General features: G+C 69.6%; 26 protein-coding genes, 1 other RNA gene and 1 pseudogene. 5 read left to right on the top strand and 23 right to left on the bottom strand.

Features of this window, described 5'->3' with window-relative positions; all coding sequences use genetic code 11:
* The 4 genes and pseudogenes from ACFQV6_RS32895 to ACFQV6_RS32910 form a co-directional block, all read right to left on the bottom strand.
* Positions 1-971, bottom strand: a pseudogene (locus ACFQV6_RS32895) (hypothetical protein); the annotation flags it as partial.
* 1,111 nt (positions 972-2,082) lie between these two features.
* Positions 2,083-2,271 (bottom strand): hypothetical protein, encoded by a 189-nt coding sequence (locus tag ACFQV6_RS32900; RefSeq protein WP_378031544.1) that lies wholly within the window; start codon positions 2,269-2,271, stop codon positions 2,083-2,085.
* 49 nt (positions 2,272-2,320) lie between these two features.
* Complete coding sequence (locus ACFQV6_RS32905) at positions 2,321-2,527, bottom strand: hypothetical protein (protein ID WP_106316737.1); 207 nt, start codon at positions 2,525-2,527, stop codon at positions 2,321-2,323.
* Between the two features lie 136 nt (positions 2,528-2,663).
* Positions 2,664-3,689, bottom strand: coding sequence for an aspartate-semialdehyde dehydrogenase (locus ACFQV6_RS32910; protein WP_378031545.1), 1,026 nt, complete (start codon positions 3,687-3,689; stop codon positions 2,664-2,666).
* A 102-nt stretch (positions 3,690-3,791) separates the two neighbouring features.
* On the opposite strand from ACFQV6_RS32910, the gene ACFQV6_RS32915 reads away from it, so the two are divergent.
* The gene (locus ACFQV6_RS32915) at positions 3,792-4,580 is read left to right on the top strand and encodes a methyltransferase domain-containing protein (RefSeq protein ID WP_378031546.1); all 789 of its coding nucleotides are present in this window, start codon (positions 3,792-3,794) and stop codon (positions 4,578-4,580) included.
* A 3-nt stretch (positions 4,581-4,583) separates the two neighbouring features.
* Here ACFQV6_RS32915 and ACFQV6_RS32920 read toward each other — a convergent pair whose 3' ends face one another.
* From ACFQV6_RS32920 to ACFQV6_RS32945, 6 genes are read right to left on the bottom strand one after another with little or no spacing between them, the layout of a single operon-like run.
* Positions 4,584-5,186, bottom strand: a complete 603-nt coding sequence (locus tag ACFQV6_RS32920) for a D-alanyl-D-alanine carboxypeptidase family protein (RefSeq protein ID WP_378031547.1) — start codon at positions 5,184-5,186, stop codon at positions 4,584-4,586.
* Between the two features lie 51 nt (positions 5,187-5,237).
* On the bottom strand, positions 5,238-5,846 hold the full coding sequence (gene ribA, locus ACFQV6_RS32925) for a GTP cyclohydrolase II (protein WP_378031548.1): 609 nt from the start codon (positions 5,844-5,846) through the stop codon (positions 5,238-5,240).
* Positions 5,847-5,894: 48 nt separating this feature from the next.
* A complete protein-coding gene (locus tag ACFQV6_RS32930; RefSeq protein ID WP_378031549.1) occupies positions 5,895-6,056 on the bottom strand; it encodes a hypothetical protein in 162 nt (53 codons plus the stop codon).
* A gap of 2 nt (positions 6,057-6,058) precedes the next feature.
* On the bottom strand, positions 6,059-6,226 hold the full coding sequence (locus ACFQV6_RS32935) for a hypothetical protein (protein ID WP_378031550.1): 168 nt from the start codon (positions 6,224-6,226) through the stop codon (positions 6,059-6,061).
* A 40-nt stretch (positions 6,227-6,266) separates the two neighbouring features.
* Positions 6,267-7,184 carry a threonine/serine dehydratase gene (locus ACFQV6_RS32940; protein ID WP_378031551.1) on the bottom strand — a complete coding sequence of 306 codons (918 nt, stop codon included), beginning with the start codon at positions 7,182-7,184 and terminating at the stop codon, positions 6,267-6,269.
* 10 nt (positions 7,185-7,194) lie between these two features.
* Positions 7,195-8,253, bottom strand: coding sequence for a type I glyceraldehyde-3-phosphate dehydrogenase (locus ACFQV6_RS32945; protein WP_378031552.1), 1,059 nt, complete (start codon positions 8,251-8,253; stop codon positions 7,195-7,197).
* A 205-nt stretch (positions 8,254-8,458) separates the two neighbouring features.
* Here ACFQV6_RS32945 and ACFQV6_RS32950 point away from each other — a divergent pair, with 205 nt between their 5' ends.
* A complete protein-coding gene (locus ACFQV6_RS32950) occupies positions 8,459-8,839 on the top strand; it encodes a toll/interleukin-1 receptor domain-containing protein (RefSeq protein WP_378031553.1) in 381 nt (126 codons plus the stop codon).
* 190 nt (positions 8,840-9,029) lie between these two features.
* Here the strand turns inward: ACFQV6_RS32950 and ACFQV6_RS32955 are convergent, their stop codons facing one another.
* Entirely contained in the window at positions 9,030-9,797 is a 768-nt protein-coding gene (locus ACFQV6_RS32955; RefSeq protein ID WP_378031554.1) for a sulfite exporter TauE/SafE family protein, read from the bottom strand.
* A 437-nt stretch (positions 9,798-10,234) separates the two neighbouring features.
* Here ACFQV6_RS32955 and rnpB point away from each other — a divergent pair.
* Positions 10,235-10,644: RNase P RNA component class A (gene rnpB / locus ACFQV6_RS32960), an RNA gene on the top strand.
* A 60-nt stretch (positions 10,645-10,704) separates the two neighbouring features.
* On the opposite strand, the gene ACFQV6_RS32965 is transcribed toward rnpB, so the two are convergent.
* From ACFQV6_RS32965 to ACFQV6_RS33010, 10 genes are all read right to left on the bottom strand, one after another.
* On the bottom strand, positions 10,705-11,007 hold the full coding sequence (locus ACFQV6_RS32965) for a GNAT family N-acetyltransferase (RefSeq protein ID WP_378031555.1): 303 nt from the start codon (positions 11,005-11,007) through the stop codon (positions 10,705-10,707).
* Between the two features lie 121 nt (positions 11,008-11,128).
* On the bottom strand, positions 11,129-11,830 hold the full coding sequence (locus ACFQV6_RS32970) for a hypothetical protein (RefSeq protein ID WP_378031556.1): 702 nt from the start codon (positions 11,828-11,830) through the stop codon (positions 11,129-11,131).
* Positions 11,831-11,984: 154 nt separating this feature from the next.
* Positions 11,985-13,622, bottom strand: a complete 1,638-nt coding sequence (mctP, locus tag ACFQV6_RS32975; protein ID WP_378031557.1) for a monocarboxylate uptake permease MctP — start codon at positions 13,620-13,622, stop codon at positions 11,985-11,987.
* Positions 13,619-13,834 (bottom strand): DUF3311 domain-containing protein, encoded by a 216-nt coding sequence (locus tag ACFQV6_RS32980; protein WP_378031558.1) that lies wholly within the window; start codon positions 13,832-13,834, stop codon positions 13,619-13,621. The genes mctP and ACFQV6_RS32980 overlap by 4 nt, the downstream gene beginning before the upstream one ends.
* Before the next feature lie 133 nt (positions 13,835-13,967).
* A complete protein-coding gene (locus tag ACFQV6_RS32985; RefSeq protein WP_378031559.1) occupies positions 13,968-15,257 on the bottom strand; it encodes a glycoside hydrolase family 18 protein in 1,290 nt (429 codons plus the stop codon).
* Positions 15,258-15,333: 76 nt separating this feature from the next.
* The gene (locus tag ACFQV6_RS32990; RefSeq protein ID WP_378031560.1) at positions 15,334-16,443 is read right to left on the bottom strand and encodes a bifunctional RNase H/acid phosphatase; all 1,110 of its coding nucleotides are present in this window, start codon (positions 16,441-16,443) and stop codon (positions 15,334-15,336) included.
* A complete protein-coding gene (locus tag ACFQV6_RS32995) occupies positions 16,440-17,174 on the bottom strand; it encodes a zinc ribbon domain-containing protein (RefSeq protein WP_378031561.1) in 735 nt (244 codons plus the stop codon). Before ACFQV6_RS32995 ends, ACFQV6_RS32990 begins: the two co-directional genes overlap by 4 nt.
* Positions 17,171-18,007 carry a Nif3-like dinuclear metal center hexameric protein gene (locus tag ACFQV6_RS33000; protein ID WP_378031562.1) on the bottom strand — a complete coding sequence of 279 codons (837 nt, stop codon included), beginning with the start codon at positions 18,005-18,007 and terminating at the stop codon, positions 17,171-17,173. Before ACFQV6_RS33000 ends, ACFQV6_RS32995 begins: the two co-directional genes overlap by 4 nt.
* A 19-nt stretch (positions 18,008-18,026) precedes the next feature.
* Positions 18,027-18,614, bottom strand: a complete 588-nt coding sequence (locus tag ACFQV6_RS33005) for a flavoprotein (RefSeq protein ID WP_378031563.1) — start codon at positions 18,612-18,614, stop codon at positions 18,027-18,029.
* 16 nt (positions 18,615-18,630) lie between these two features.
* Positions 18,631-19,857, bottom strand: a complete 1,227-nt coding sequence (locus ACFQV6_RS33010; protein WP_378031564.1) for a helix-turn-helix domain-containing protein — start codon at positions 19,855-19,857, stop codon at positions 18,631-18,633.
* Positions 19,858-20,081: 224 nt separating this feature from the next.
* Here ACFQV6_RS33010 and ACFQV6_RS33015 point away from each other — a divergent pair, with 224 nt between their 5' ends.
* Positions 20,082-20,717, top strand: a complete 636-nt coding sequence (locus tag ACFQV6_RS33015) for a bifunctional DNA primase/polymerase (protein ID WP_378031565.1) — start codon at positions 20,082-20,084, stop codon at positions 20,715-20,717.
* Between the two features lie 123 nt (positions 20,718-20,840).
* On the opposite strand, the gene ACFQV6_RS33020 is transcribed toward ACFQV6_RS33015, so the two are convergent.
* On the bottom strand, positions 20,841-21,527 hold the full coding sequence (locus tag ACFQV6_RS33020) for a hypothetical protein (RefSeq protein ID WP_378031566.1): 687 nt from the start codon (positions 21,525-21,527) through the stop codon (positions 20,841-20,843).
* Between the two features lie 442 nt (positions 21,528-21,969).
* Positions 21,970-22,263, bottom strand: coding sequence for a barstar family protein (locus ACFQV6_RS33025; protein WP_378031567.1), 294 nt, complete (start codon positions 22,261-22,263; stop codon positions 21,970-21,972).
* Between the two features lie 79 nt (positions 22,264-22,342).
* Here ACFQV6_RS33025 and ACFQV6_RS33030 point away from each other — a divergent pair.
* Positions 22,343-22,872, top strand: a 530-nt coding sequence (locus tag ACFQV6_RS33030) for a DUF402 domain-containing protein (RefSeq protein WP_378031568.1), incomplete at its 3' end; no start/stop codon positions are given.

Here is a 22,872-nt window from a genome sequence, read left to right on the forward strand (position 1 = left end):
GTCGCCCTGGTCCCCGCTGCCTTGGAGGTGGCTGCCTTGGGAGCGGCGGTCTTCGACGTCGCGGCCTTCATGCCGGTGGTCTTGGTGCCGGTCGGCTTGACGCCCGCGGACTTCGTGGCCGTGGCCTTGGTGCCGACCGCCTTGGCCGGGGTGGTCTTGGGCGCCGTCGCCTTCGAGCCGACCGACTTGCGGGCGGTGGTGTTCGTCGCCGCGGTTCGGCCACCCGTCCGCGTGTTACGGGCCCGCCGGGTCGTCGGCCGGGGCTCGGCTTCGGGCTCGGACACGGCCTCGATTTCGGCTTCGGCAACGGTTTCCGCTGCGCGAGCCGCGGTACCCGCTGCGACGGCTGCGGTTCCGGCTGCCAGGGCGGCACTTTCCGCCGCCTTCGCCGCGGCGCCTGCCGCGTGAGCCGCGTCGCCCGCTGCCTCAGCCGCGGACTCGGTGGCTTCGGCTGCGGCTTCGGCCGTTCGACCGGCTCGGAACGGTCGCACGGTTGCGGCCGTCCGGCCCGCGCGGATGGGTCGCACCACGGGCGGCAGTGCGTCGTTCGCCTCGGCCGGAGTGGGTCCGGTGGAGACGGCGGTGCCGTTGCTACGGCTCAGGCGGATGGTGTCCGGCTCCGCACCGGCTGATTTCGGCACTCGGGCCACGCCGACCGCGGCCGGTTCGCTGTCTCCCGTGGAACCGCTGAACACCAGCCCGACCTGTCGCGAGGATTCATCACCCTGCTGGGATTCGGTACCCGAGCCGGAGGCGCCGAGCACCTCCAGATCCGGGCGGTCGGACCCCCACTGCTCGGAGTCCCGGTCCGGCTGGGCCGGTCCCCGCTCCGGTGAGAACCATCCACCCACGAACGGAACGTCCACACCAGCGGCCTCGTTCACGCTGATCTCGTCGCTCACCACCGGCTGTACGTCGTCCTCGACATCACCCGTGGAAACAGTGATCTGCGACTTCGGCAGGTTGCTCATAGCCGCCGCAACCCGGCGCGGCCGCCCCGTCCTGCTCACGGGTACAGGTGCCGCCTTCCCCCGCCCAGCGGACGCAGTAGCTGCCTTCGCCCGCCCAGCGGGAACAGCCGCCGCCTTCGTCTCGGGACGGCTCGAGGTGGTACCGGCACGAGCCTTCGGAGCTGTCGTCTTACCGGCGGCCTTCCCTGCTGACGTGGAGCTCTTGCTCGTGCCCTTCACCGCAGTGGCTTTCGCAGGAGCAGCCCGCTTGGTGGCCGGACGAACGGGCGCGGCAGCAGCGCCACTACGTGTGGCCTTACCCGGCTTGGCCGACGCGCGTCCCGCTTGCACAGGAACAACGGCCTTGGCCGCGGACCTGGTTTTGACGGTCTTGGCCGGCACAGTCTTGGCAGCGGAGGTCTTGGCAGGCGCTGCCTTCGCACGCACGGTCTTGGTCGCCGCGGTCTTGGTCGCCGCGGTCTTGGTCGCCGCGGTCTTGGTCGCCGACACCTTCGAGACGGTCGGCTTCGTGGCCACCGGGGCTTTCACCGTGACCTTGGCACCGGCCCGCGTCTTCGTCGAGGAGGCAGCAGCCGCGACGCGCTTGGCTGCCGTCCCGACCGCACTCTTCACCGCCGGTGACTTGGCGGTCGGGGCACTGCCCGACCGAGGCGCGGGCGTGCGAGTAGCAGGCCTGCGGGTAGCAGACGTGCGGGTAGCAGACGTGCGAGCGGCGGTCTTCGCCGGCGCGCGACCGGCAGCCGCCGCCTTGACGGAAGCAGCCTTTGCGGGCGTCTTGGCCACAGCGGAACGAGCCGCGGTCTTGGCCGCGGGCGCCGCCTTGAGAGCCGCCGCCTTCGACATCGACTTCGGAGCAGCCGCAGCCTTGGAGACAGCCGCAGCCTTGGAGACAGCCGCAGCCTTGGAGGCGGAGGCCTTAGTGGCGGGACCGCGGGCGGCAGCCGTCCGCGAGGCAGGCGCATTGTTCCGTGTGGACGCGGGACCAGCATTGCGGCCCGAAGCAGCCTTGCGTGGGGCTGCCGGCGCCGACTTGCGTACGGAAGCGGGAGCGGACGATGCCGACGCAGCTTTCCGGGTCGCGGCGGGCTTGCGGACCGGGACCGCGGCAGGCTTACGGGCCGGGGTCGCGGCGGGCTTCCGGGCCGGGGTCGCGGCGGTCGCGCGGCCTCCCGTACCGGATGACTGTGATGTGGTTCTTGAGGCCGCGCCGGAGGCAGCGGATCTGGTCGAAGCCGTTCTTGAAACGGGCATCGAGGCAGCGGGCATCGAGGTGTTCCTCCTTGCGAATGACTGCGGGCACGTCGGCGCCTGGAGTTGCGCGGTTCCGGGCTGGAATGCGGACCGGGCGTTTAGCTGGCCTCCCCTGTCCAGCGGGCGTCCTCGGCATCCCACTCGGCATTGCGCTTCTCGACCGTCTCGAGTGCCCGCGTCGCTTCGTCAGCCGTGGCGTAGGGACCGAGCCGGTACTGAGCGGGGCACACGTCGTCTCCGCTCTCCACCCGGTGGTCACGAAGGCACCAGAAGTAGCCTGCCCCGCCGAGCCCACTGTCGTTCATTCCATCACTGTGCCGCTAAAACCGGCCAAGCGCTACCGATTCGGGCAAAAAGTCCCAGATTTCCATTGTGGAATCCTTCAGGAAACGACAGAACCGCCCCGGCCGATACGGCCGGGACGGTTCGATGACGGAAAAATCAGCTGAGTTCGGCGGCGACGAGCTCGGCGATCTGGACGGCGTTGAGTGCCGCGCCCTTGCGGAGGTTGTCGTTGGAGATGAAGAACGCCAGCCCGTTCTCGGCGGTGGAGTCGGCGCGGAGACGGCCCACGTAGGACGGGTCGCGGCCGGCCGCCTGCAGCGGGGTCGGCACGTCGGAGAGCTCCACACCGGGCGCGGAGGCGAGCAGCTCGCGAGCCTGCTCGGGCGTGATCGGCCGGGTGAACCGGGCGTTGATCTGGATGGAGTGGCCGGTGAAGACCGGCACGCGCACGCAGGTGCCGGAGACCAGCAGGCCGGGCAGATCGAGGATCTTACGGCTCTCGTTGCGGAGCTTCTGCTCCTCGTCGGTCTCGGCGCTGCCGTCGTCGACGAACGAGCCGGCCTGCGGGATGACGTTGAAGGCGATCGGCTTCGGGAAGACGCGGGACTCGGGGAACTCCACGGCGGACCCATCGTGGGTCAGCTCGGTTGCCCGGTCCGCCACCTTCTTGATCTGCTCGTCGAGCTCGGCCACGCCGGCCAGGCCGGCACCGCCGACCGCCTGGTAGGTGGTGGCGATGAAGGAGACCAGGCCGGCCGCGTCGTGCAGCGGGCGCAGCACCGGCATCGCGGCCATGGTGGTGCAGTTCGGGTTGGCGATGATGCCCCTCGGGCGAACCCTGGCGGCGTCCGGGTTCACCTCGGCGACGACGAGCGGCACCTCGGGGTCCATCCGCCAGGCGGAGGAGTTGTCGACGACGACCGCGCCGGCCTCGGCGACACGTGGCCCGTACTCCTTCGAGCCGCCCTTGCCGGCGGAGAAGAGCACGATGTCGAGGCCGCGGTAGTCAGCCGTGGCGGCGTCCTCCACGGTCACCTCGCCGTCACCCCACGGGAGGGTGCGGCCCGCGCTGCGCGCGGAGGCGAAGAGCCGCAGTTGGTCAACAGGGAACTCGCGCTCGGCCAGGATGCGGCGCATGACGCCACCGACCTGACCCGTCGCGCCGACGATGCCGATCCTCATGGACACCAAAATACGGCCTGAACTGCGAACGAAGAAATCATGTTGTTCAGAATATGGGATGGGCGTCTCATATTTGAGGACAACAGGTCTAGCTTCGAGGGCATGGCGACGTACACCCACGGGCATCACGAGTCGGTCTTGCGCTCACACCGCTGGCGCACCGCAGAGAATTCGGCGGCCTACCTGTTGCCGCATCTTTCCTCCGGAATCTCCCTCCTGGACGTCGGATGCGGTCCCGGCACCATCACCGCGGACCTGGCGGCACGGGTCACACCCGGCCGGGTCACCGCGCTGGAGCAGACCGAGGCCGCCCTCGACCTGGCCCGCGCGCAGATCGGTCTGGCGAACGTGGACTTCGCCGTCGGCGACGTCCACGCGCTCGACTTCCCCGACGGCATCTTCGACGTGGTGCACGCGCACCAGGTGCTCCAGCACGTCGCCGACCCGGTGGCCGCGCTGCGCGAGATGCGCCGGGTGGCCCGGCCCGGCGGGCTGGTCGCCGCGCGGGACAGCGACTACGCGGCCTTCACGTGGTACCCGCTGGTGCCCGAGCTGGACGAGTGGCTGGCGCTGTACCAGCGGGTGGCCCGGGGCAACGGCGGCGAACCGGACGCCGGCCGGCGGATGCTCGCCTGGGCGCGGGCCGCCGGGTTCACCGACGTCACCGCCACCGCGAGCGTCTGGTGCTTCGCGAACGCGGAGGACCGCGAGTGGTGGGGCGGGATGTGGGAGGAGCGGGTCCTGAAGTCGGAGATGGCCGACACCGCGCTGCGGACCGGCGCGGCGACCGACGAGGACCTGCGGCGGATCTCGGCCGGGTGGCGGCGGTGGGCCGACGACGAGGACGGCTGGCTGGCCATCACCCACGGCGAGATCCTGTGCCGCGTATAGGGCTCAGGTCTTGGGCCGGAACGCCCAGTGCCAGGACTCGCGCGGCACGTTCTCCACGAAGCCGTAGTTGTCGGCGTTCTTGCGCATCCAGTTCAGCGCCTTGCCGTTGAGGTCGAGGTCGGTGGCCATGCCCCAGCCGTGCTCGCTGGTGCCCGGCTTGGCCGCGAGCCCGCCCTGTGAGTACAGCCCCTTACGCCGGGCGATGTCCACCTGCTCGGCGTAGGGGCGGTACGAGTCGCTGATGCCGATCGTGACCCCGTCACGCTTGGCGTCCTCGATCATCCGGTTCAGGTTCTCGGCGGCCGGTGCCCACAGTTTGTGCCCGGTTCCGCCGACCTGCGCCAGAGCGTTGTCCGGGATCTTTCCGTTCCCGTACGCGGCGAGGTCGACCGGAATACCCTTGCCATTGAGCTTGTGCGTCTGTTTCGAGGCGGTAGGACCCTCGGCCGACGCGACGGCGCTCTGCAGATGGTTCGCGAAGGTCGCACCGCTGGTCCCGCTCGACTTCGTCGACTGCGTAGCGGTGCTCGTGGCCTGCTGAGTCTGCATCGCGATCATCCGGCTCTGGATGTCGGCGATGCGTGCGTTCACTCCCTCGATACCCACGCCTTCTCGATCGGCGACCCGGGAGAAAACTGAGCCGCTACGCGAAAAACCTCAGGACGCGGAGGCCAGGTTGATCGTGTGCTGGGTGTGGGCGACCTTCGCCTGCAGGTAGCGGACGTTGGCCGGGGAGGCGTGCACCCCGGTGGGCCGGACCGCGCGCACGTCCACACCGAGCTCGCGCAGTTGCCGCGGCTTGTCCGGGTTGTTGGTGAGCAGGTCGATCGCGGACACCCCGAGAGCGGCGAGCATCTGCGCCGCCGCCGTGTAGTCGCGCTCGTCGTCACCGTGCCCGAGCGCCCGGTTGGCCTCGTAGGTGTCCATCCCGAGGTCCTGGAGCGCGTACGCGTCGAGCTTCGCGTACAGCCCGATGCCGCGACCCTCCTGGCGCAGGTAGAGCAGGTATCCGCCGGCGCCCGCGATGCGCTCGACGGCCTCGCGCAGCTGTGGTCCGCAGTCGCAGCGCTGGGAGCCGAACACGTCACCGGTCAGGCATTCCGAGTGCATCCGCACCAGTGGCACCCCGGCCCCGGCGGGGTCGCCGAGAGCGAGCGCCAGGTGCTCCTTGCCGTCGGCCAGACCGGTGAAGGTGATCACCTCGGCGGTGGTGGTGAACCCGTCGGGGAACTCGAGCGGAACGGTGACTCGCGTACGAACAGGCATGCCCTCTCCCTGTGCTTGGTCGTCACCGGATCGACCGTACGCGCCGGGTCATGAGGCAGCCACGGTTGCCTTCGGGTCGCTGTTCACCGGCTCCCCTTCCAGGCGCCCGGTCAGATCCAGGTCCAGCTCCGATGTCCGGTTCCGGCGGTTGGGCATGATGTTCGTGACGAGCACGATCAGACAGCCGATCGCCGCGTAGAGGGCGAGCACGGTCAGGTGGCGGCCGATCTCGGCGCCCGGAAAGTACAGGTTGTCGCGTACGGCTTGGACGCCCGCGCCGGTGGGCAGGTTCTCGCCGAGGCGGCGGCCGAACGCGGGAGGAACTCCGGCAGGATGCTGGCACCGGAGATCACCGTGCCGATCTGATTGTCCTCGGCCACGAGGTGAGCCTGGCCGAATCGCCGGCGCCGCGTGGGTGATTCAGGCCAGATCGGCGGGGTTGGTGTTGGCACCGCAGAGCAGCACGACCACCCGCTCCCCCGGCTCCGGCCGATAGGCGCCGGACAGCAATGCCGCCTGAGCCGCCGCCGTGCCGTGCTCCACCACGATCCGGTAGTCGTCCCAGAGCCGGCGGCGCGCGTCCACGATCGCCTCGTCAGTCACCAGAACCGACAAGACATTCCGATCAGAAGCCATTTTGTACGCGATCCGCCCGGCCCGCCGCGCGCCGAGTGAGTCGGCCGCCACCCCGGAGACCGGCACGTCCACCGGCTCGCCGGCTTCGAGGGCGGCGTTCAGGGCGCGGGAGGTCTCCGGCTCGACCGCCACGATCCGGTGCTGCGGCAGTGCGGCGATCACCCCCGCGATCAGGCCACCGCCGCCGACCGCCACCAGCACGGTGTCGAAGCCGTCCGGCAGCTGTTCGAGCAGCTCCAGGCCGAGGGTGCCGTTGCCGGCGACCATCGCGGGGTCGTCATAGGCGTGACAGAACAGGGCACCGGTCTCGTTCGCCCGTACGGTCGCGGCCTCGTACGCCTCGGCGTACTCGGTCCCGGCCTGCACCACCCGGGCGCCCAGCTTCCCCAGCTTCGCGACCTTGACCGCCGGGGCGGTGAGCGGCACGTAGACCTCGGCCGGCACGCCCAGTTCGCGGGCGGCGAAGGCGGCTGCCAGGCCGGCGTTGCCCCCGGAGGCGGCGATGATCCCGGCTTCCGGCAGGGCGCTGCGCTCGGCCCCGGCGGCGATCTGGTTCACCATGCCGCGAGTTTTGAAGGAACCAGCGTGCTGGAGGTATTCGAGCTTGCACCACTGGTCCGGGCCCGCGCCCACCACCGGCGTCCGCCGGATCCGGCCGGCGGAGCGGCGGGCGGCGGCCCGCACGTCGGAAAGGTAGATCATCAGGGGAAGCCTAGGCGACGCTCCAGCTCACCCGGCTCGAAGGGACGGGTAACCGCTCTCCCACCAGGCGGGCGAGGTCGAGTAATCGGTTCGAGAAACCCCACTCGTTGTCGAACCAGCCGCGCACCTTCACCCCGCCGTCCGCGGTGGCCTGCGTGCCGGACGGGTCGAACAGGCACGACGCGGAGTTGTTCTTCACATCGATCGACACCGTCGGGTCCGGGTCGTACGCCAGGATCCCCCGCATCGGCCCGGCTGCCGCCTCGGCCATCGCCCGGTTGATCTCCTCGACCGTGACCGGCCGGTCGGTCTGCCCGGAGAGCTCGGCGAGCGAGCCCACCGGGGTCGGCACGCAGTAGTAGCTGTACCGCATCTCGCCGATCTCGGGCAGCGCCACCCGCACCAGGTCACCGACCACGTAGTTGTGCGGGACGATGCTCTCGCCGTTGGCCCGCCCGAGCCGGGGATCGTCGCGTGAGGTGCCGACCACCGAGTCCTGCACCCGCTGCCAGCCCTGCGACGCCAGCATCACCGACGTGTTCACCGAGCGCAGGCCGAAGCGGTCGAGCAGCACCTTCGCCATCACGGTGAGGGCGTTGACACCGCACGAGGCCGGCGAGACCACGTCGTGGGCCGCCGGGTCGTAGCTGAGGTGGTTGGCACCGAAGACCAGGAAGGCGTCCGGGTCGTCGGCCGAGGCGCTGATCACCACCTTGCGGGCGCCACCGTGGGTGATGTGGGTCCGCGCCGTGGTCCCCGCCCGGAATCGGCCGGTGGCCTCGATGACGACGTCCACCCCCTCGTCGGCCCACGGGATGCGCTCCGGGCGCTCCTGGTGGAATGCGCGGATGGCATGGTCGTTCACCACCAGGTAATCACCCCGGGTGGTGACCGTGCCCGGGAAGGCTCCGCGAATGCTGTCCCGGCGCAGGCCGTACGCCAGCTTCTCGGTGGAGGCGATGTCGTTCACCGCGGCGATCTCCACGCCCGCATGGGGCGCGCACGCCACGATCCGGGTCAAGCTTCGGCCGATCCGCCCGAATCCGTTGATCCCGATCGCGACAGTCATCAAGCGCTCCTCGACTCCGGATGCTTTGTCAGCATTTTCCCGTGACCAGGCCGCCCCCACTCCCGCAAGGGTCCACCCGCCGTCACGACTTCGACACTATGAGTTGTGCAAGTTGCACGTCAACGGACGACATTCTCACACCGTCCCAGCGGCAGACATCGACGTGCGGCGAGCACTGTGGACTTACTTCCGGCATGCTGTGGACGTGCCCATATTCGTCTCCCACGCCGTCCCTGATGGGCCATGGGCACAGTGGATCGCCCTCGAACTCCGGGCCGCCGGGCACGAGGTGAATCTCGACCCGGCCGGTGCCGACTTCGCGTCGCGGATAGCGGTCGCGCTTTCCGGTAGCGACCCCGTTGTGGTCCTGCTCTCCGCCGAACACCGGGGCACCGAATCAGACTGGGCCGGCCTCTCCTGCCCCGCTCCACCCGGGCGCCTGATCCTTGTCGGTCTTGACGCGACGGGGGCGCCGCCGCCGCTGAGCGCGATGACCTGCCACAGTCTGCACGGACTCGACGAAGAGGACGCTCTGGATCTCCTGCTGGGACTCGTCGGAGGGCCCCGCCTTCATCCGAACGAGTAAATACCGGCCGATGAGGGTTAGACGGGGCGCTGCGGTGGTAAGCCGCGGCGTCGCGCTCGCCGGGTGGCTGTCCACAATCATCCGCCACCCGATCCGCGGGACCATCGGCTTTTTTCGGTCCGGCTGGCTGCCGGCCCCACGGCGACCCGGCGGCGGAAGGCACCTCCGCCGCCGGGCCGCCGACGGAGCGTCAGCGCAGGAACGCGCGATAGAACAGGAGGAGGCCGATCGTCGTACCGAACGTCACGATCACCCACCTGAGAACCCGGGCGGGCATCCGGCGGGCGAGGCGTGCTCCTGCGTACCCTCCAACGATCGTGGCCGGTGCAAGCGTGAGCGCGGCAGCCCAATCGACGTCCGCGAAGATCGCGAAGACCAGCAGCGTGATCAGCCCGACGGTGGCCGAGAGCACGTTCTTCAGCGCGTTGATCCGCTTCAGCGGCTCGTCGAGGATCAGCGCGAGCGCGGCCACGTACATGACACCGAGCGCCGCACCGAAGTAGCCGCCGTAGATCGCCCCGACGAACACCACCGTCTGCAACGTGACCGCCGCCCGGCGCGGCGACATCGCCCGCGGATGCCCGACAAGCCCACGCAGCCGATCCTGGAAGGCCAGCGTGGCAGCGGCGCCCAGCACCAGGAACGGCACCACCACCTCGAACGCCCGCGCCGGGGTGAGCAGCAGCAGCGCACACCCGGCCGCCGTACCGACGACAGCGGCCACGACCGTCGACCGCACCCGCTGCCCCTGACCGGCGAGATCAGCCCGGCTGCCGACAACGCTGGACACGTAGCCGGGGAATACGGAAACCGAGTTCGTCACGTTCGCCTCGACCGACGGAAGGCCGGTGGCGATCAGGCTCGGAAACGTGATCAGCGACCCGCCACCGGCGATCGCGTTGACCGCTCCGGCAGCAACGCCCGCGGCCACGAGCAGCAGAATGTGCGCGATATCCATGGTGCCCGTGAATCTACGGCCTTCCCCTCGATCCCGTCCCCGCCCCGCGCCGCCCCGCCCCGCGCCGCCTGGTGCGTGCCGCCCCCGCGCGTGCCGCCCCCGCGCGTGCCGCCCCCGTGCGTGCCGCCCCACGCCACGCCGCGCCGCCCCGTGCGTGCCGCCCTCGCCGTGCTTCCGCCTTCGCACCGCCTCGCCCCGCGTCCGGCCCCGACCCGCCATCGCCACTGTCGCTGCCGGCCGTCACCGCCGCGATCTTGTGACTTCCCAGCCCACCGGGCCTCCGCAACGTCTCAAGATCGCGTGGAGTCAGTTTGGGGGGGGCGGCTCGTCACGAGAGTGCGCGCGCCGGGACGGGTCGTCGGCGAGGGGGCGGGGTGGGATTGTGGAGGCTACGGCGGGTGGTTGCCGGGCGGCACGTACTATTGCGGCGCGACGGACGAGTTGGCTGGGCGGTCGCGTCGGTGTCCTTCGGGGCATCGCCGAGGAACGTCCGGACTCCGCAGAGCAGGGTGGTTGTTAACGGCAACCCGGGGTGACCCGCGGGACAGTGCCACAGAAAACAGACCGCCGGCACGCATCACGGTGCGGCGCCGGTAAGGGTGAAACGGTGAGGTAAGAGCTCACCAGCACCCCGGGTGACCGGGGTGGCTCGGTAAACCCCACCCGGAGCAAGGCCAAGCAAGGCCGCTGCCGCAAGGCGGCGGCCGGCGCAGGCGTTCGAGGGCTGCTCGCCCGAGCCTGCGGGTAGGCTGCACGAGCCTGTCGGCAACGGCAGGCCGAGATGGATGGCCGCCACCGGCGACCACGTCGCCGGCTACAGAATCCGGCGTACAGGCCGACTCGTCCGTCGCCCGACACCGCCGCCGCGGCCCAGCCCCCGGCGTTGACGAGGCTTGGGGGGGTGGGTCTAGCGGACCCGGCGGGTCGAGCGGGCGACGATCTTCTCGTACTCCGGGTGTTTGTCGAGCCAGCCGCTGATGAACGGGCACATCGGCACCACGGTCCGGCTCTTGGAGCGGGCGTCGTCCATCACCGCGCGGGCCAGCGCCGACCCGGCGCCGTTGCCTTCGAAGGCGGGGTCGACCTCGGTGTGGGTGTAGACGATGATGTTGCCGCTCAGCTGGTAGGTGACCACGCCGGCCAGCGCGTCCGTCTCGTCGCGCGCCTCGAAGCGTTCCCGCTCGGGCACGTCGGTCACTGTGAAGGTCACCCCGAGATTGAACCACCCGGCAGAACAGCGGGAACGCGGAGACCAGGCTGGGAGTCAGCAAGACGGACGACACAGCGTCATCAGGCTGAACAGCTACACCACGGGGAGCGATGAACTGTCACTACTGCGCCCGGTGCACGCCGACCGCCACCGGACGCTCCTCCAGCATTTGTTCGAGTTCGTCGCGCTCAGCCCGTACCCTCGCCCTTTCCGCCGCCTTGGCCGCCCGCGACCTTGCCGCTTCCGCCCGGGCCTGGTCCGCCGCGGCCTTGGCCGCCTGATTCGCCTGCCGCGTCTGTGCCGCCTTCGCCGCACGGGCTCGCGCCACTTCCGGGTCGAGTTTGCGGTTCGGGTGGACCTCGGTGATCACCTCGACCTCGCGGGCCTCGATCGCGGCGAAGTCCGGCCGGATCTTGGCTGCGACCCATTCGACGCCGGCGACGAGGCCGACCACCAGGGCGAAGATGATGCGCAGGCCGAGCGGGCCGGGTGCGGCGAAGTTGACGGCGGCGGAGATGACCACCACGACGGAGAGGATTTTCATGGCGGCGCGTTTGGCGTCGACGGCCATGCCGGTGGTCTGGGTGATCGTGAGCATGGAGAGCATGGCCAGGTCGAAGACGCCGGGCACGATCCAGGCGAACATGCCGGCACCCAGTGCGGACAGGTAGTGGGCCTGATGCAGGTAGCTGGCGGCCAGAGCACCGATGAGGATCATGCTGTTGGCACGCTTGATCGTCCGGATGGCCCGCAGCATGCCGGGCACCGCGCCCTTGGCGTATTCGGTGGCGAACTGCTGCGTGAGAGTCGGCTGAGTGGGCAACGCGATGCTCCTCCGGGGGTACGACAGAACGCCGCACCGGAGCGACAAAGGCGACGTCAGAGACGAACGCTACCGGAAGGGACGCGAGTAGCACTCCGATTCCGGAGTAAACGCGGGCCCGGGCGCGCGCCCGGGCCCGCCGATGAGAGAAGGCTTACGTGGAGGAGACGGGATCGGTCCGCTGACGCTCGATGCGGGGGTCACCCTCGTCGGCGAAGTAGTCGTCCGGCTGGGTGCCGTCGACTCCTTCCGGCGTCTTCGCGGCACGCAGGATCAGCGTGGCGATCACGGCCACCAGCAGGTTGACGATGACCGTGACGAAGCCGACGTAGATCGTGATCTTGGTGTCGAAGCCGAATTCGGAGAGTGGGAAGGCGGAGCCGCCGAAATGCTTGCGGCCGGTCGCGGCGTTGGGGATCTGCCAGAGCATCCAGAAGCCGAGGGCCATGCCCGCCGCCCAGCCGGCGAGGAGCGCGCCCCGGTGCAGCCAGCGGGTGTAGAGGCCGATGACCACCGCGGGTGCGGTCTGCAGGATGATCACGCCGCCGATCAGCTGCAGGTCGATGGAGAACTGCGGGTCGAGGAAGACGATGCAGGCCACCGCGCCGACCTTGACGACCAGCGAGGTGATCTTCGCGACGCTGGCCTCCTGCGCGTGGGTGGCGTCCTTGCGCAGGTACTCCTTGTAGATGTTGCGGGTGAACAGGTTCGCCGCGGCGATCGACATGATGGCCGCGGGGACCAGGGCGCCGATACCGATGGCGGCGAACGCGATGCCGGCGAACCAGGACGGGAACTGCTGGTCGAAGAGCAACGGCACCACGGTGTTGCTGTCCACGGTGCCCGGGTTGGCGCCGGGCAGCGGCTTCACCCCGGCGGCGATGGCCATGTAACCGAGCAGCGCGATCAGGCCGAGCAGCAGGCTGTACGCCGGCAGCGCCGACATGTTCCGCTTGATCACGTCGCGGTTCCGGCCGGCCAGCACACCCGTGATGCTGTGCGGGTAGAGGAAGAGCGCGAGCGCCGAGCCGAGGGCCAGCGTGAAGTACTGGACCTGGTTGTTGGCGTTGAGCAGGATGCCGTCGTTCGGCGACGGTGAGGCCTGGAACTTCGCGTCGGCAGCGTTGAAGATCGCGTTCCAGCCGCCCAGCTTGTACGGCAGCCAGAGCACCGCCACCAGGATCACGATGTAGATGAGCGTGTCCTTGACGAACGCGATGAGCGCCGGCGCCCGCAGACCGGACTGGTACGTGTACGCCGCCAGGATCGCGAACGCGATGATGATCGGCAGATGCCGGGCGAACGCGCTCTCCCCGGTCACCCCCATCGTCTTGAGCACCGCCTCGATGCCGATCAGCTGGAGCGCGATGTACGGCATCGTCGCCACGATCCCGGTGATCGCAATGACCAGCGCCAGGGTCGGCGACTCGAACCGGGTGCGGACGAAGTCGGCGGGCGTCACGAATCCGTGGCGGTGCGACACCGACCACAGCCGGATCAGGATCAGGAAGAACAACGGGTAGATGACGATGGTGTAGGGCACCGCGAAGAACCCGGCGGCCCCCGCACCGAAGATCAGCGCCGGTACCGCGACGAACGTGTACGCCGTGTACAGGTCGCCGCCCACCAGGAACCAGGTGACCCAGCCGCCGAAGCTGCGCCCGCCCAGGCCCCACTCGTCGAGGTGCGCCATGTCCTTCGGCGCCCGCCATCGCGCCGCCACGAAGCCCATCCCGCTGACCAGCAGGAACAGGAACGTGAAGACGACGATCTCAGTGATGTGCTCGCTCATCGCCGCCCCCGCTTCGTCATCCGGTAGACGAGCGTCGTGGTGGTGACGCCCAGCAGGATGAAAGAGAGCTGCAGCCAGTAGAAGACCGGGAACCCTGCCAGACGCGGCTCGTCGTGGTTGTAGAGGAAGGTCAGCAGCGGCACCACGATCGGCACCAGGAGCAGCCAGTTCCAGGGACTTCTATCGGTACGCGGAGTTTCCGGCTCAGCCATGAGTCTCCTTTGTCCAAACGTTGCGTGTGGCTTACGTCACGCTAACGAGGCATCGGAAGATCGGGCGATACCCAGTGCGCCGAACGGGCGAGGCGGTGCGCCGAATGGGCACACCGCCTCGCATCACGAAGAACTACCGCAGGCCGGCCGCGATCGCCTTGGTCAGGGACGCCTTCTCGTCGTCACCGTCGAGCGACCACATCATCGCGCCGCCGAGTCCCTTGAGCCGGATGTAGAGCGACTTCTGCAGCAGGACAGCCGGATCGTCGTACGTCCAGAAGGTCGTCCCGTCGAAGAGCCAGGCGTGTCCGTTGCGCAGGTCACGGTGGACGGTGTAGCCCTGCGCCGGCAGCTGCTTGAGCCGCTTGTAGTCCTCGGTGCCGCCACCGAAGGCGCTGGGCGCCGCGCCGGTGGCCGCACCGAACAGGCCGTTGCGCCCGCCGGTGACACCGGTCCAGCCCTGACCGTAGTAGGGCACACCGAGGATCAGCTTCCGCTTGGGCGCACCACCGGCGATCCAGGCGTTGATCGTGTTCTCCACCGAGAAGTCCGGGTTGTCCGGCGCGCCGGCCGGCACCCGCAGGGCGGACTGCTGGTTGGCCACCGGCTCCCACGTGCCGTGGAAGTCGTAGCCCTGCACCGTCGCGAAGTCCAGGTACTTGAAGATCTTGTTGACCTCGAAGCCCGCCTCGATCTTGGCCGGAGCGGCCGGAACGAACGCGCTCAGCTGGTACTTCTTCTTGGTGGTCCGACCGAGCTTGTCGAGCTGGGAGCGGAACTCGGCGGTCAGCAGCGTGAAGTTCTGCTTGTCCTCGGGCCGGATGACGTTGCCGACGTTGCCGGACGAGCCGGGCCACTCCCAGTCCAGGTCGATGCCGTCGAAGATGCCGGACGCGACACCAGCGGGCAGGCCCGGCAGGTTGCCCTTGATCCACAGATCGATGCAGGACGAGACCAGCTTCTTGCGGGAGGCGTCGGTCAGGACCGCGTCCGAGAAGTGCGCCGAACCGGTCCAGCCGCCCAGCGAGATGAGCGCCTTGAGCTTCGGGTTCTTCTTCTTGATCTCGGCGAGCTGGTTGAGGTTGCCGGAGATCGGCTGGCCGGCGACGTCGGCGACGCCGTCCACGCTGTTCTCCGCGGAGAACGGCGTCTGCCAGTCGGCCCAGGGGTCGGCCGAGTCGCAGACCCCGGCAGCGGTGACCGGGCCGAACGCGTAGTTGATGTGGGTCAGCTTGGCCGCGGCACCGGACTGCTGCACGTCAGCCAGCTGAAAGTCACGGCCGTAGATGCCCCACTGCGTGAAGTAAGCGACCTTCAGGTACGAGGAGTCCCTGTTATGTGCCTGTACGGGAGTCGGTGCGGCAGCCACGACGGCCGCGGCGGCGGCCGTCACGGCGACGAGGCGGCGGGTCAAACCGCGCATGAGCCCTCCAGGGCGAAACGTTGAAGAAAGTTTCCTAATTGAGGAAGCTAAACGTCACGCCCTGCAGGGTCAATAACTATCGAAGATGGGCCGTCTCGTTGACCGAGCGCACCGCGATGTTGCCGTCCGGCCACACGTCCATCGTGGAGACGCCGGCGGCGTCCAGGAACAGCCGATGCAGGAAAGCGTCACCGGCCGCGAGCGCGTCGCGCAGGATCAGCTTGATGGGCGAGACGTGAGAGACAAGAACGACAGTCTTTCCGGGGTACGCAGAAAGCACAGTCGCCAACGCCCCGCGCACCCGTTTCGCGACCGCCTGGAACGACTCCCCGCCCGGCGGAGCGACGCTCGTCGAGTCCAGCCACGCCTGCATCTCGTCCGGCCACTCCTTCTGCACCTCGGCGAAGGTACGGGCCTCCCACGCTCCGAAGTCGCACTCGATGAGGTCGTCCATCACCGTGACGGGGACTCCGCCCACCTCGGCGGCGATCAGCTCCGCGGTCCGCGTACACCTCGCCAGTGGCGAACTGAGAACGGCCGTGACGTCGCGGCAGATGCCCGCCACCCGCCCGGCCGCGGCCATCGCCTGTGCCTCGCCCTCGTCGGTGAGCGGCACGTCGCCGCGCCCGGAGTAACGGCCCTGCGAGGTCAGCGGGGTCGAACCGTGCCGGACCAGGATGATCCGCGTCGCGTTCTCCAGCGACGGCGGCGCCCAGGAGCGGGGCTTCGCCGCGGGCGGCGCCGACTGCGGCGCGGCGACGTCCGGAACCTTTTTGCCGGCGGCCTCGTCCATCGCCCGGTTGGCCAGCGCGTCGGCGTCCTTGTTCCGCTCCCGGGGGATCCAGTCGAAGGTGACCTCGGAGAACTTGCCGACGAGCTTGGCGGCCTCGGCGGCGAGCGGGCGCAGGCCCGGGTTCTTGATCTGCCAGCGGCCGGACATCTGCTCGACGACCAGCTTGGAGTCCATCCGGACGTCGACCCGGTCGGCGTTCAACTCGGCGGCGGCACGCAGGCCGGCGATCAGCCCCGAGTATTCCGCCACGTTGTTCGTGGTGACGCCGATCGAGTCGTAACGCTCCAGCAGGATCTCTCCGGTGGCCGCCTCCTTGACCACGGCGCCGTACCCGGCCGGGCCGGGATTGCCCCGGGAACCCCCGTCCGCCTCGACGATGACGCGCAGGCTCACAGCCCGGACTCCGAGGTACGCACCATGATCCGGCGGCACTCCTCGCAGCGGACCACCTCGTCGGCCGGTGCCGCCTTGACCCGGGCCAGGTCGGCTCCGTAGAGCTCGATCCGGCAGGCGCCGCAGCGTCCCGCGTACACCAATGCCGCGCCCATCCCGGTCTCGGTGCGGATCTTGTCGTAGAGGGTGATCAGATCGGCCGGGAGGTCCGCCGCGAGCGGGACCCGCGACGCCGTCTTGAACTCGTGCTCCTTGGTCAGCTCGTCCAGGCTCTCGTCGCGCCGCCGCTCGGCGTCGGTACGCCGCCCCGCCACCGCCGCCAGCCGCCCCTGCACCTCCGTGAGCACCGCGGCTGCCGTCTCCCGCTGCTCCATCAGCTCCAGCTCGGCGTCCTCCAGCTCGGACTGCCGCCGGTTCAGCGTGGCCAGCTCGTGCTCCAGCCCCTCGATCTCCTTCAGCGCACCGCCGGCCTTCAGGCGCTGCTGATCCCGGTCCTTGCGGGTCCGCACCTGCTCGATGTCCTTCTCGTAGCGGGAGATGTCCCGGTCCAGGTCGTCGACGGCGACCTGGGCACGCACCCGCTCGTCCTCCAGCGCGGAGACCTCACGCGCGGCGGCGTCGATCTCGGCGAGCTCGGGCAGGGTCTTACGGCGGTGCGCGAGCTGGGCGAGAGCGGTGTCGACAGCCTGCAGATCAAGCAGGCGGCGCTGGGCTTCCGGGGCGGCCTTCACGGGTGGGTCTCCTTCTCAGAAGCGGAATGGACGGTCCAGGGGTCGGTGTCCAGGTCGGACACCACCACATCAACGGGGAAACCGGCACGCAGCCAGACCGCCACGTCGTCGAGCCAGGGACGCTCGCTCGCCCAGTGTGCGACGTCGAGCAGCGCCGGACCACCGTCCGCGAGGTGCTCGCTGACCGGGTGATGGCGCAGATCGGCACAGAGGTACGCGTCGACGCCCGCCCTGGTCGCGGCGGCCAGGAACGAGTCGCCCGCGCCACCGCAGACGGCGACCGTACGGATCGCGCGTCCCGGGTCGCCCGCGGCGCGCACCCCGGCGGCGGTGGCCGGCAGCCGTCCCGCCGCGAAGCGCGCGAACTGCTCCAGGGTGAGCGGCACCGCCAGCTCACCGATCCGGCCCAGGCCACGTCCCTCTCCCGCGGCCGCGCCCTCGGCGGGAACCAGAGGTCGCAGGCCGGCCAGGTCGAGGCGGGCGGCGAGCGCGTCGGAGACACCCGGGTTCGCCGTGTCGGCGTTGGTGTGGGCGGTGTAGAGCGCCACCCCGGCACGGATCAGCCGGTGGACGATCCGGCCCTTGAAGGTATCCGGGGCGATCGACGACACCGGCTTCAGCAGCAGCGGGTGGTGGGCGACGATCAGATCCGCACCGGCCTCGAGCGCCTGGTCGACGGTCTCCGGGACGCAGTCGACGACGCACAGGATCCGGGAGACCCGGTGATCGAACTCGCCGAGCACCAGCCCCACGCGGTCCCAGGATTCCGCCCAGTCCCGCGGGTACCGCGCGTCCAGGGCTTCCACCACGTTGCGGACGGTGCAATCTGTCACGACCGCAAACTCTATATGGCTAGGAAACCGCCCCCGGCTCGACTCGGCTGCTCGCCGCCTTGACCGTCGGGCTCACCGCTTGCAGCGCGCGCCGCCACGGGAACTGCCCGCGGTACCGGTCGGTCTGGCCGGGGCCACCGAGCCGGCAGACGTCCTCGCCGTAGAGCACGTGCACACCCCAGTCCCGCAGCTTGGCGAGACTCTCGTGCAGCGCCGGGTGCAGGGCCATCACCTTGTTGGTGTAGGGCACCACGGCGGTCGGTACGCCGTAGCCGTACCCCTCGACGAGCAGGCCGAGCACGAGCGTGTCGGTGATCCCGGCGGCCCACTTGTTGACGGTGTTGACGGTGGCCGGCGCGACGATCATCGCGTCGGCGGCCGGGAGCACGTCCGGGTCGCCGGGACTCTTGTACGAGGAACGCACCGGATGCCCGGTCTGCGCCTGCAACGCCGCCACGTCGACGAACTTGCGGCCGTCCGGGGTCGTCACCACGCAGACCTCCCAGCCCTCGTTCTGGGCGAGAGTGACCAGGATGCCGACGTCCCGGGCCATCGGTGAGCCGCATACGAGCACGTACAGCACACCGGGTGAGGGGTTACCCGTCATCACGCGAGGACCCACCTCATACGCCGACTCCCATCTGTTCTGCCAGCTCCGCTATCGGGGCCGGTGGCGTGCCCCGGGTACGCCGGAGCACGTCGGAAAGGACTTCGTGGGCGAGTGGCCGGCATCGCATCTCGGACGGGGCGAGCCGGTCGCCCTCGAGCAACATCTCGCCGGCTCTCTCGATATCGCCGATCTGCGTGTAACCGCGGGCGATGTCCAGGTAGTGATGTGCGCGGCGTTCCGGGAGCATGGCGTTGAAGCCTTCTTTGTCCATGTTCTCGTGCGCCTCGACCGCCAGCCGGCCGTCACCGAGCTCGACAGCTGTCGCGCAGCGGTGCAGCTGCACGTTCGTCGGCCCGAAACTGGTCCAGTAGTGGTTGAAGTCGCCGCCCAGCTCCAGCGCTGCCTGGTCGGCACCGGAGAGCAGGTCGCGCACGGTCGCGCTGTCGCCGATCCGGGCGGCCGCCATGGCACCGTTGAGCAGCAGCATGCCGTAGACCGAAAGCTGGTCCTGGCGGGGCCGCTCCGGGCCGGGCGCGAGCCGGTTGGCGATGTTGACGTTCACCTCGAGCGACGGCCGGACCCGGCCGAGCGCGAGCAGAGCGCTGCCCACCCGATAGCTCGCCAGACCGGCCAGCAACTGGTCGCCGGCCCGCTGCGAGACCGCGATCGATCGGTCCGCGGCCAGCCAGGAGAGCTCGTGCTCCCCGACCTTGCGCAGCGCCGACGAGGCGATCTGATAGACCTGCCCGAGCAGGTGCGCGGCGTGCGATGCCTCGTCGCTGTTCGCGTGGGCACTGTCCGCGGCCTGCGCGTCGCGCAGCAGTTTCGGTAGCGCGCGGGCCAGGACGCCGTACTTGGCGTGCTGGTAGGTCAGCCAGGCGTGGCTGACCGCTTTGCGCATCTCCATGAGCGGTGGCGAATGTGGCACCGCCTGGAAGAACGCGCTCATCTGGTCATATCGCTCCAGAGCCGCACGAATCTCTTCGACCTCGACTTGGTCGATGAAGTTCTGCGTCTCCGGTTTGCGCTCCACCTCCTTGCCCAGCAACAACTGGACATCGACCTGGAGCACGTCCGCGATGTCGTACACGACGGAGAACTTGTCGAGACGGCGGACTCCCCGCTCCACCTTGTCGACCCAGCTCTTCGATTTGCCCAGCCGGTCAGCGAACACCTGCTGAGACATCTTGCGTCGGCCACGCCAATAGGCGACGCGGCGGCCGATCGGCAGCTCGTCCACGGTGCCTCCCCCACTCACCCGGCGGCTCATCCGCCGGTGAGCCATCCGGTGTCACTCGCAGTGTGGACCGCTCACGCTCGTACAGATCGCACAGCGTGTGTGATCGCCTGCTCACCGATGCTCGTAGTTTTTCCTGCAACTTGCAAAGGGTGGATCTGACCGGGCCAACGATGAACGTCACGCCGGGATACGGCCGGGCCACCCACTCCGGGAGTGATTGGGCTATGCAGTGGACCAGCCGTCAGCCGTTCGTCCCAACGTCCGTCCTCGATCGGCTCGACCGAGTACGCCTGCGCCGAGCCGCGCTCCGCTTCGCCGCACACGGCTGGAGCGTGACACCGGGCGCCTACCTGACCGGCCGCAGGTTCCACTGCGGACAGCCCGGTTGCCCGATCACCGGATGCCACCCGGCCCTCGACTCGTGGGCCGACGCGGCAACCTGTGACCCCGCCCGGATCGCCGGCTGGTGGCGACACCACCCGCACTCCGTGCTGCTCACCACGGGTGAGAGCTTCGACGTGCTGGAGGTGCCCGCGATACTTGCCCGGCGCGCGCCCGGCATCGGGCCGGCCGCGGTCACCGCCGGCGGCCGCTGGATGTTCCTGGTACGCCCCGGACGGCCACTGTGCACCGAGCTGGATCGCCGCATCGACGTGGTCCGGCACGGCACTGGTTCGTGGATCCCGGTCCCGCCGAGCCGGATGCCCGAGGGGCAGGTGCGCTGGGAAGTCTCCCCGGATCAGGTCGGCTGGCAACTGCCGGACGCCGAGATGGTGCAGGAGAAACTCGCCGGAGCCGTCGAGCCGGCCCGCACCCTGATCATCCCCCGGCAACTGTCCACGTCGCGCAGAGCAGCGTGACCGCCACGCTGGACTGGCGGCCTGCATCCGGGCGTGGGCACGAGGGCACATGTCGTCAGACAACATAGCCCTTATCGGTCACGTGACGCGAGTCACCCTTTCGGGTGACCCCTGTCGCGGGTGTCAGGCAGCGAGGTCGCGGTAGGCCGCGACCACTGCTTCGGTACGGTCAGCCAGCTCAGGTCCGCTCTCGACACTCGCCGGCGCACCGGTCACCCTGGCGAGCGTGCGCTCCGCGTACCGGGCGGTGGCCGCCACCTGACGCTCCCGGATGAAGCTCTCCCCCGCCCGGGCCGCCGCGTCGACGCTGCGCAGAATCCGGTTCGCGGCGGCATCCTCGGCACGCCAGAGCTGCTCGGCGCGCACCCACTGCTCGTCCACAGCCGACCGCGCCGGGCTGTCCGCCGGAATGTCGGCATCCCGGACCGCCGCCAGTTCGCTGCGCAGTCGCCGCAGTTCCTGCCGGCGGGACAGCACCTCGCCGAGCTCACCCAGGGCACGGGTCAGTGACCGGTCGGCGAGCACCGGGTCGATCATGGTGCCGAGGGACGGCCAGGTGGCGCGTACCCGGCGCGAGGCGATCACGGCAGCCTCGAAGGCGGTGCGCTCCGGCACCGTCCACAACACCAGGGACTCCTCGTCACGGGGCACGGCGAGAGCGGCACTCCGGGCAGCACGGGCCTGCATCCGCCAGACCTGGGTGACGAGCGCGGCGCTTCCCGCCATCACCAGCCACCAGCTCATACCCATCGCACCGAGCACAGCGGAGACCAGCAGCAGCGGCAACGCGAGCCGGGCGGCGAAGGTCACCCTCTCCTCGCGGCTACGCCCCGAGGGCAACCTCGGCACAGCCTCGACAAGCGTTCCGGTCCGGGTGCGTCGCAGGCGTCCACTTCGAGCCTTCAGACGGTACGGCGAAACGACAACCTTCTCAGCGTCAGCGCCGATGTGCAGTTCCGTGCTCACGGCTGACCTCCGTCACGTCGCCCCGCATCCGGGCGGGCCCCGGCCGCCAAGGGGAAACCGGCTGGGACCCGCCCACCGGCAGGTTCTCCCTGCCGCTGCAATGGGAATCGGTCCCTGACGCCCCGACTTGAGCCACCATCCGGTGCACACCGGTTGCGCTTCCCGGGCAGTTGGGTTCCCGGCCGTTCTTGCTCTGCCCAGCCGGTCCGCTCCCTCAGCCGGCCCACTCTTCTCAGCCGGCCCACTCTTCTCAGCCGGCCCACTCTTCTCAGCCAGTCCGGCCTTTTCAGTCGATCAGCCGGATCACGAAGCGCTCGGACCAGTCCTTGCCCGCATCCATGGCCTCAACGCTCTCCAGCAGCGCGACAAACCTCTCGAACCGCGCAATCCCCAGCGCCATCCGCAGCGCCGAAGCGTTGATACAGGTCAGCTCCACCGGCCGCGGATCCCCCGCCACCAGCCGCTCGTGCAGCGCATCAAGCCCCGGCTGATACCCCGGCCCATAGCCGAGCGCACCGGCCAGCCGTCGATGCAGTTCCGCCTCGTCCAGCACACAACGCCCGTCGATGACCACACGCACCCCGTCTCCAACGACGCACGCACGCAACAGTTCCGCCACCCCACCCGAAGTCCCCCCGATCGAGACCTATCCTCGCGGGGTGGAAGCGGTCGATCTAGTACTGCGCAAATACGACGGACGCCCCCACCGGCGGGTGACCGGCCAACTCCTCGGCACCGACTCATACGGCACATGGATCGGCACGCCACGCGGTTCCAAGGTGCGCTACAGCTACGGCTGGCGCCGGGTAGAAACCACCCGCGAGGACTCAGTCCGCCTACTGCCCCACGACGGCTGGTGGATGGCAATGTTCCTCGCCGAACCCAGCCGCCCGGAAATCTACTGTGACGTCACCACCCCCTTCCGCCGCACCACACCAACCGAGTTCACCGTCATCGACCTGGACCTGGACCTGATCCGCTTCCGCGCCGACCACCGCGTAGTACTCGACGACGAGGACGAGTTCCACCACCACCGCCACCGCTTCGCCTACCCCGCCAACGTGGTGACCCAAGCCACCAGCGCCGCCACCCACCTGCACGAGGCCCTGACCAGCAACCTCGAACCCTTCGCCACCCACTACCGCACCTGGCTGACCCGCCTGGAACACCCCCGCCGCCCCCGCCCCCG

The sequence above is a fragment of the Actinoplanes sp. GCM10030250 genome, from assembly GCF_042666575.1.
GTDB lineage: Bacteria > Actinomycetota > Actinomycetes > Mycobacteriales > Micromonosporaceae > Actinoplanes.

Bases quoted from the DNA above. Each gene is read 5' to 3' on its own strand.
- ACFQV6_RS32910 (WP_378031545.1), bottom strand. From the start codon at position 3,689: ATGAGGATCGGCATCGTCGGCGCGACGGGTCAGGTCGGTGGCGTCATG.
- ACFQV6_RS32940 (WP_378031551.1), bottom strand. From the start codon at position 7,184: ATGATCTACCTTTCCGACGTGCGGGCCGCCGCCCGCCGCTCCGCCGGC.
- ACFQV6_RS33015 (WP_378031565.1), top strand. From the start codon at position 20,082: ATGCAGTGGACCAGCCGTCAGCCGTTCGTCCCAACGTCCGTCCTCGAT.
- ACFQV6_RS32980 (WP_378031558.1), bottom strand. From the start codon at position 13,834: ATGGCTGAGCCGGAAACTCCGCGTACCGATAGAAGTCCCTGGAACTGG.
- mctP (WP_378031557.1), bottom strand. From the start codon at position 13,622: ATGAGCGAGCACATCACTGAGATCGTCGTCTTCACGTTCCTGTTCCTG.
- ACFQV6_RS32985 (WP_378031559.1), bottom strand. From the start codon at position 15,257: ATGCGCGGTTTGACCCGCCGCCTCGTCGCCGTGACGGCCGCCGCCGCG.
- ACFQV6_RS32945 (WP_378031552.1), bottom strand. From the start codon at position 8,253: ATGACTGTCGCGATCGGGATCAACGGATTCGGGCGGATCGGCCGAAGC.
- ACFQV6_RS33005 (WP_378031563.1), bottom strand. From the start codon at position 18,614: ATGACGGGTAACCCCTCACCCGGTGTGCTGTACGTGCTCGTATGCGGC.
- ACFQV6_RS32905 (WP_106316737.1), bottom strand. From the start codon at position 2,527: ATGAACGACAGTGGGCTCGGCGGGGCAGGCTACTTCTGGTGCCTTCGT.
- ACFQV6_RS32955 (WP_378031554.1), bottom strand. From the start codon at position 9,797: ATGGATATCGCGCACATTCTGCTGCTCGTGGCCGCGGGCGTTGCTGCC.
- ACFQV6_RS32915 (WP_378031546.1), top strand. From the start codon at position 3,792: ATGGCGACGTACACCCACGGGCATCACGAGTCGGTCTTGCGCTCACAC.
- ribA (WP_378031548.1), bottom strand. From the start codon at position 5,846: ATGCCTGTTCGTACGCGAGTCACCGTTCCGCTCGAGTTCCCCGACGGG.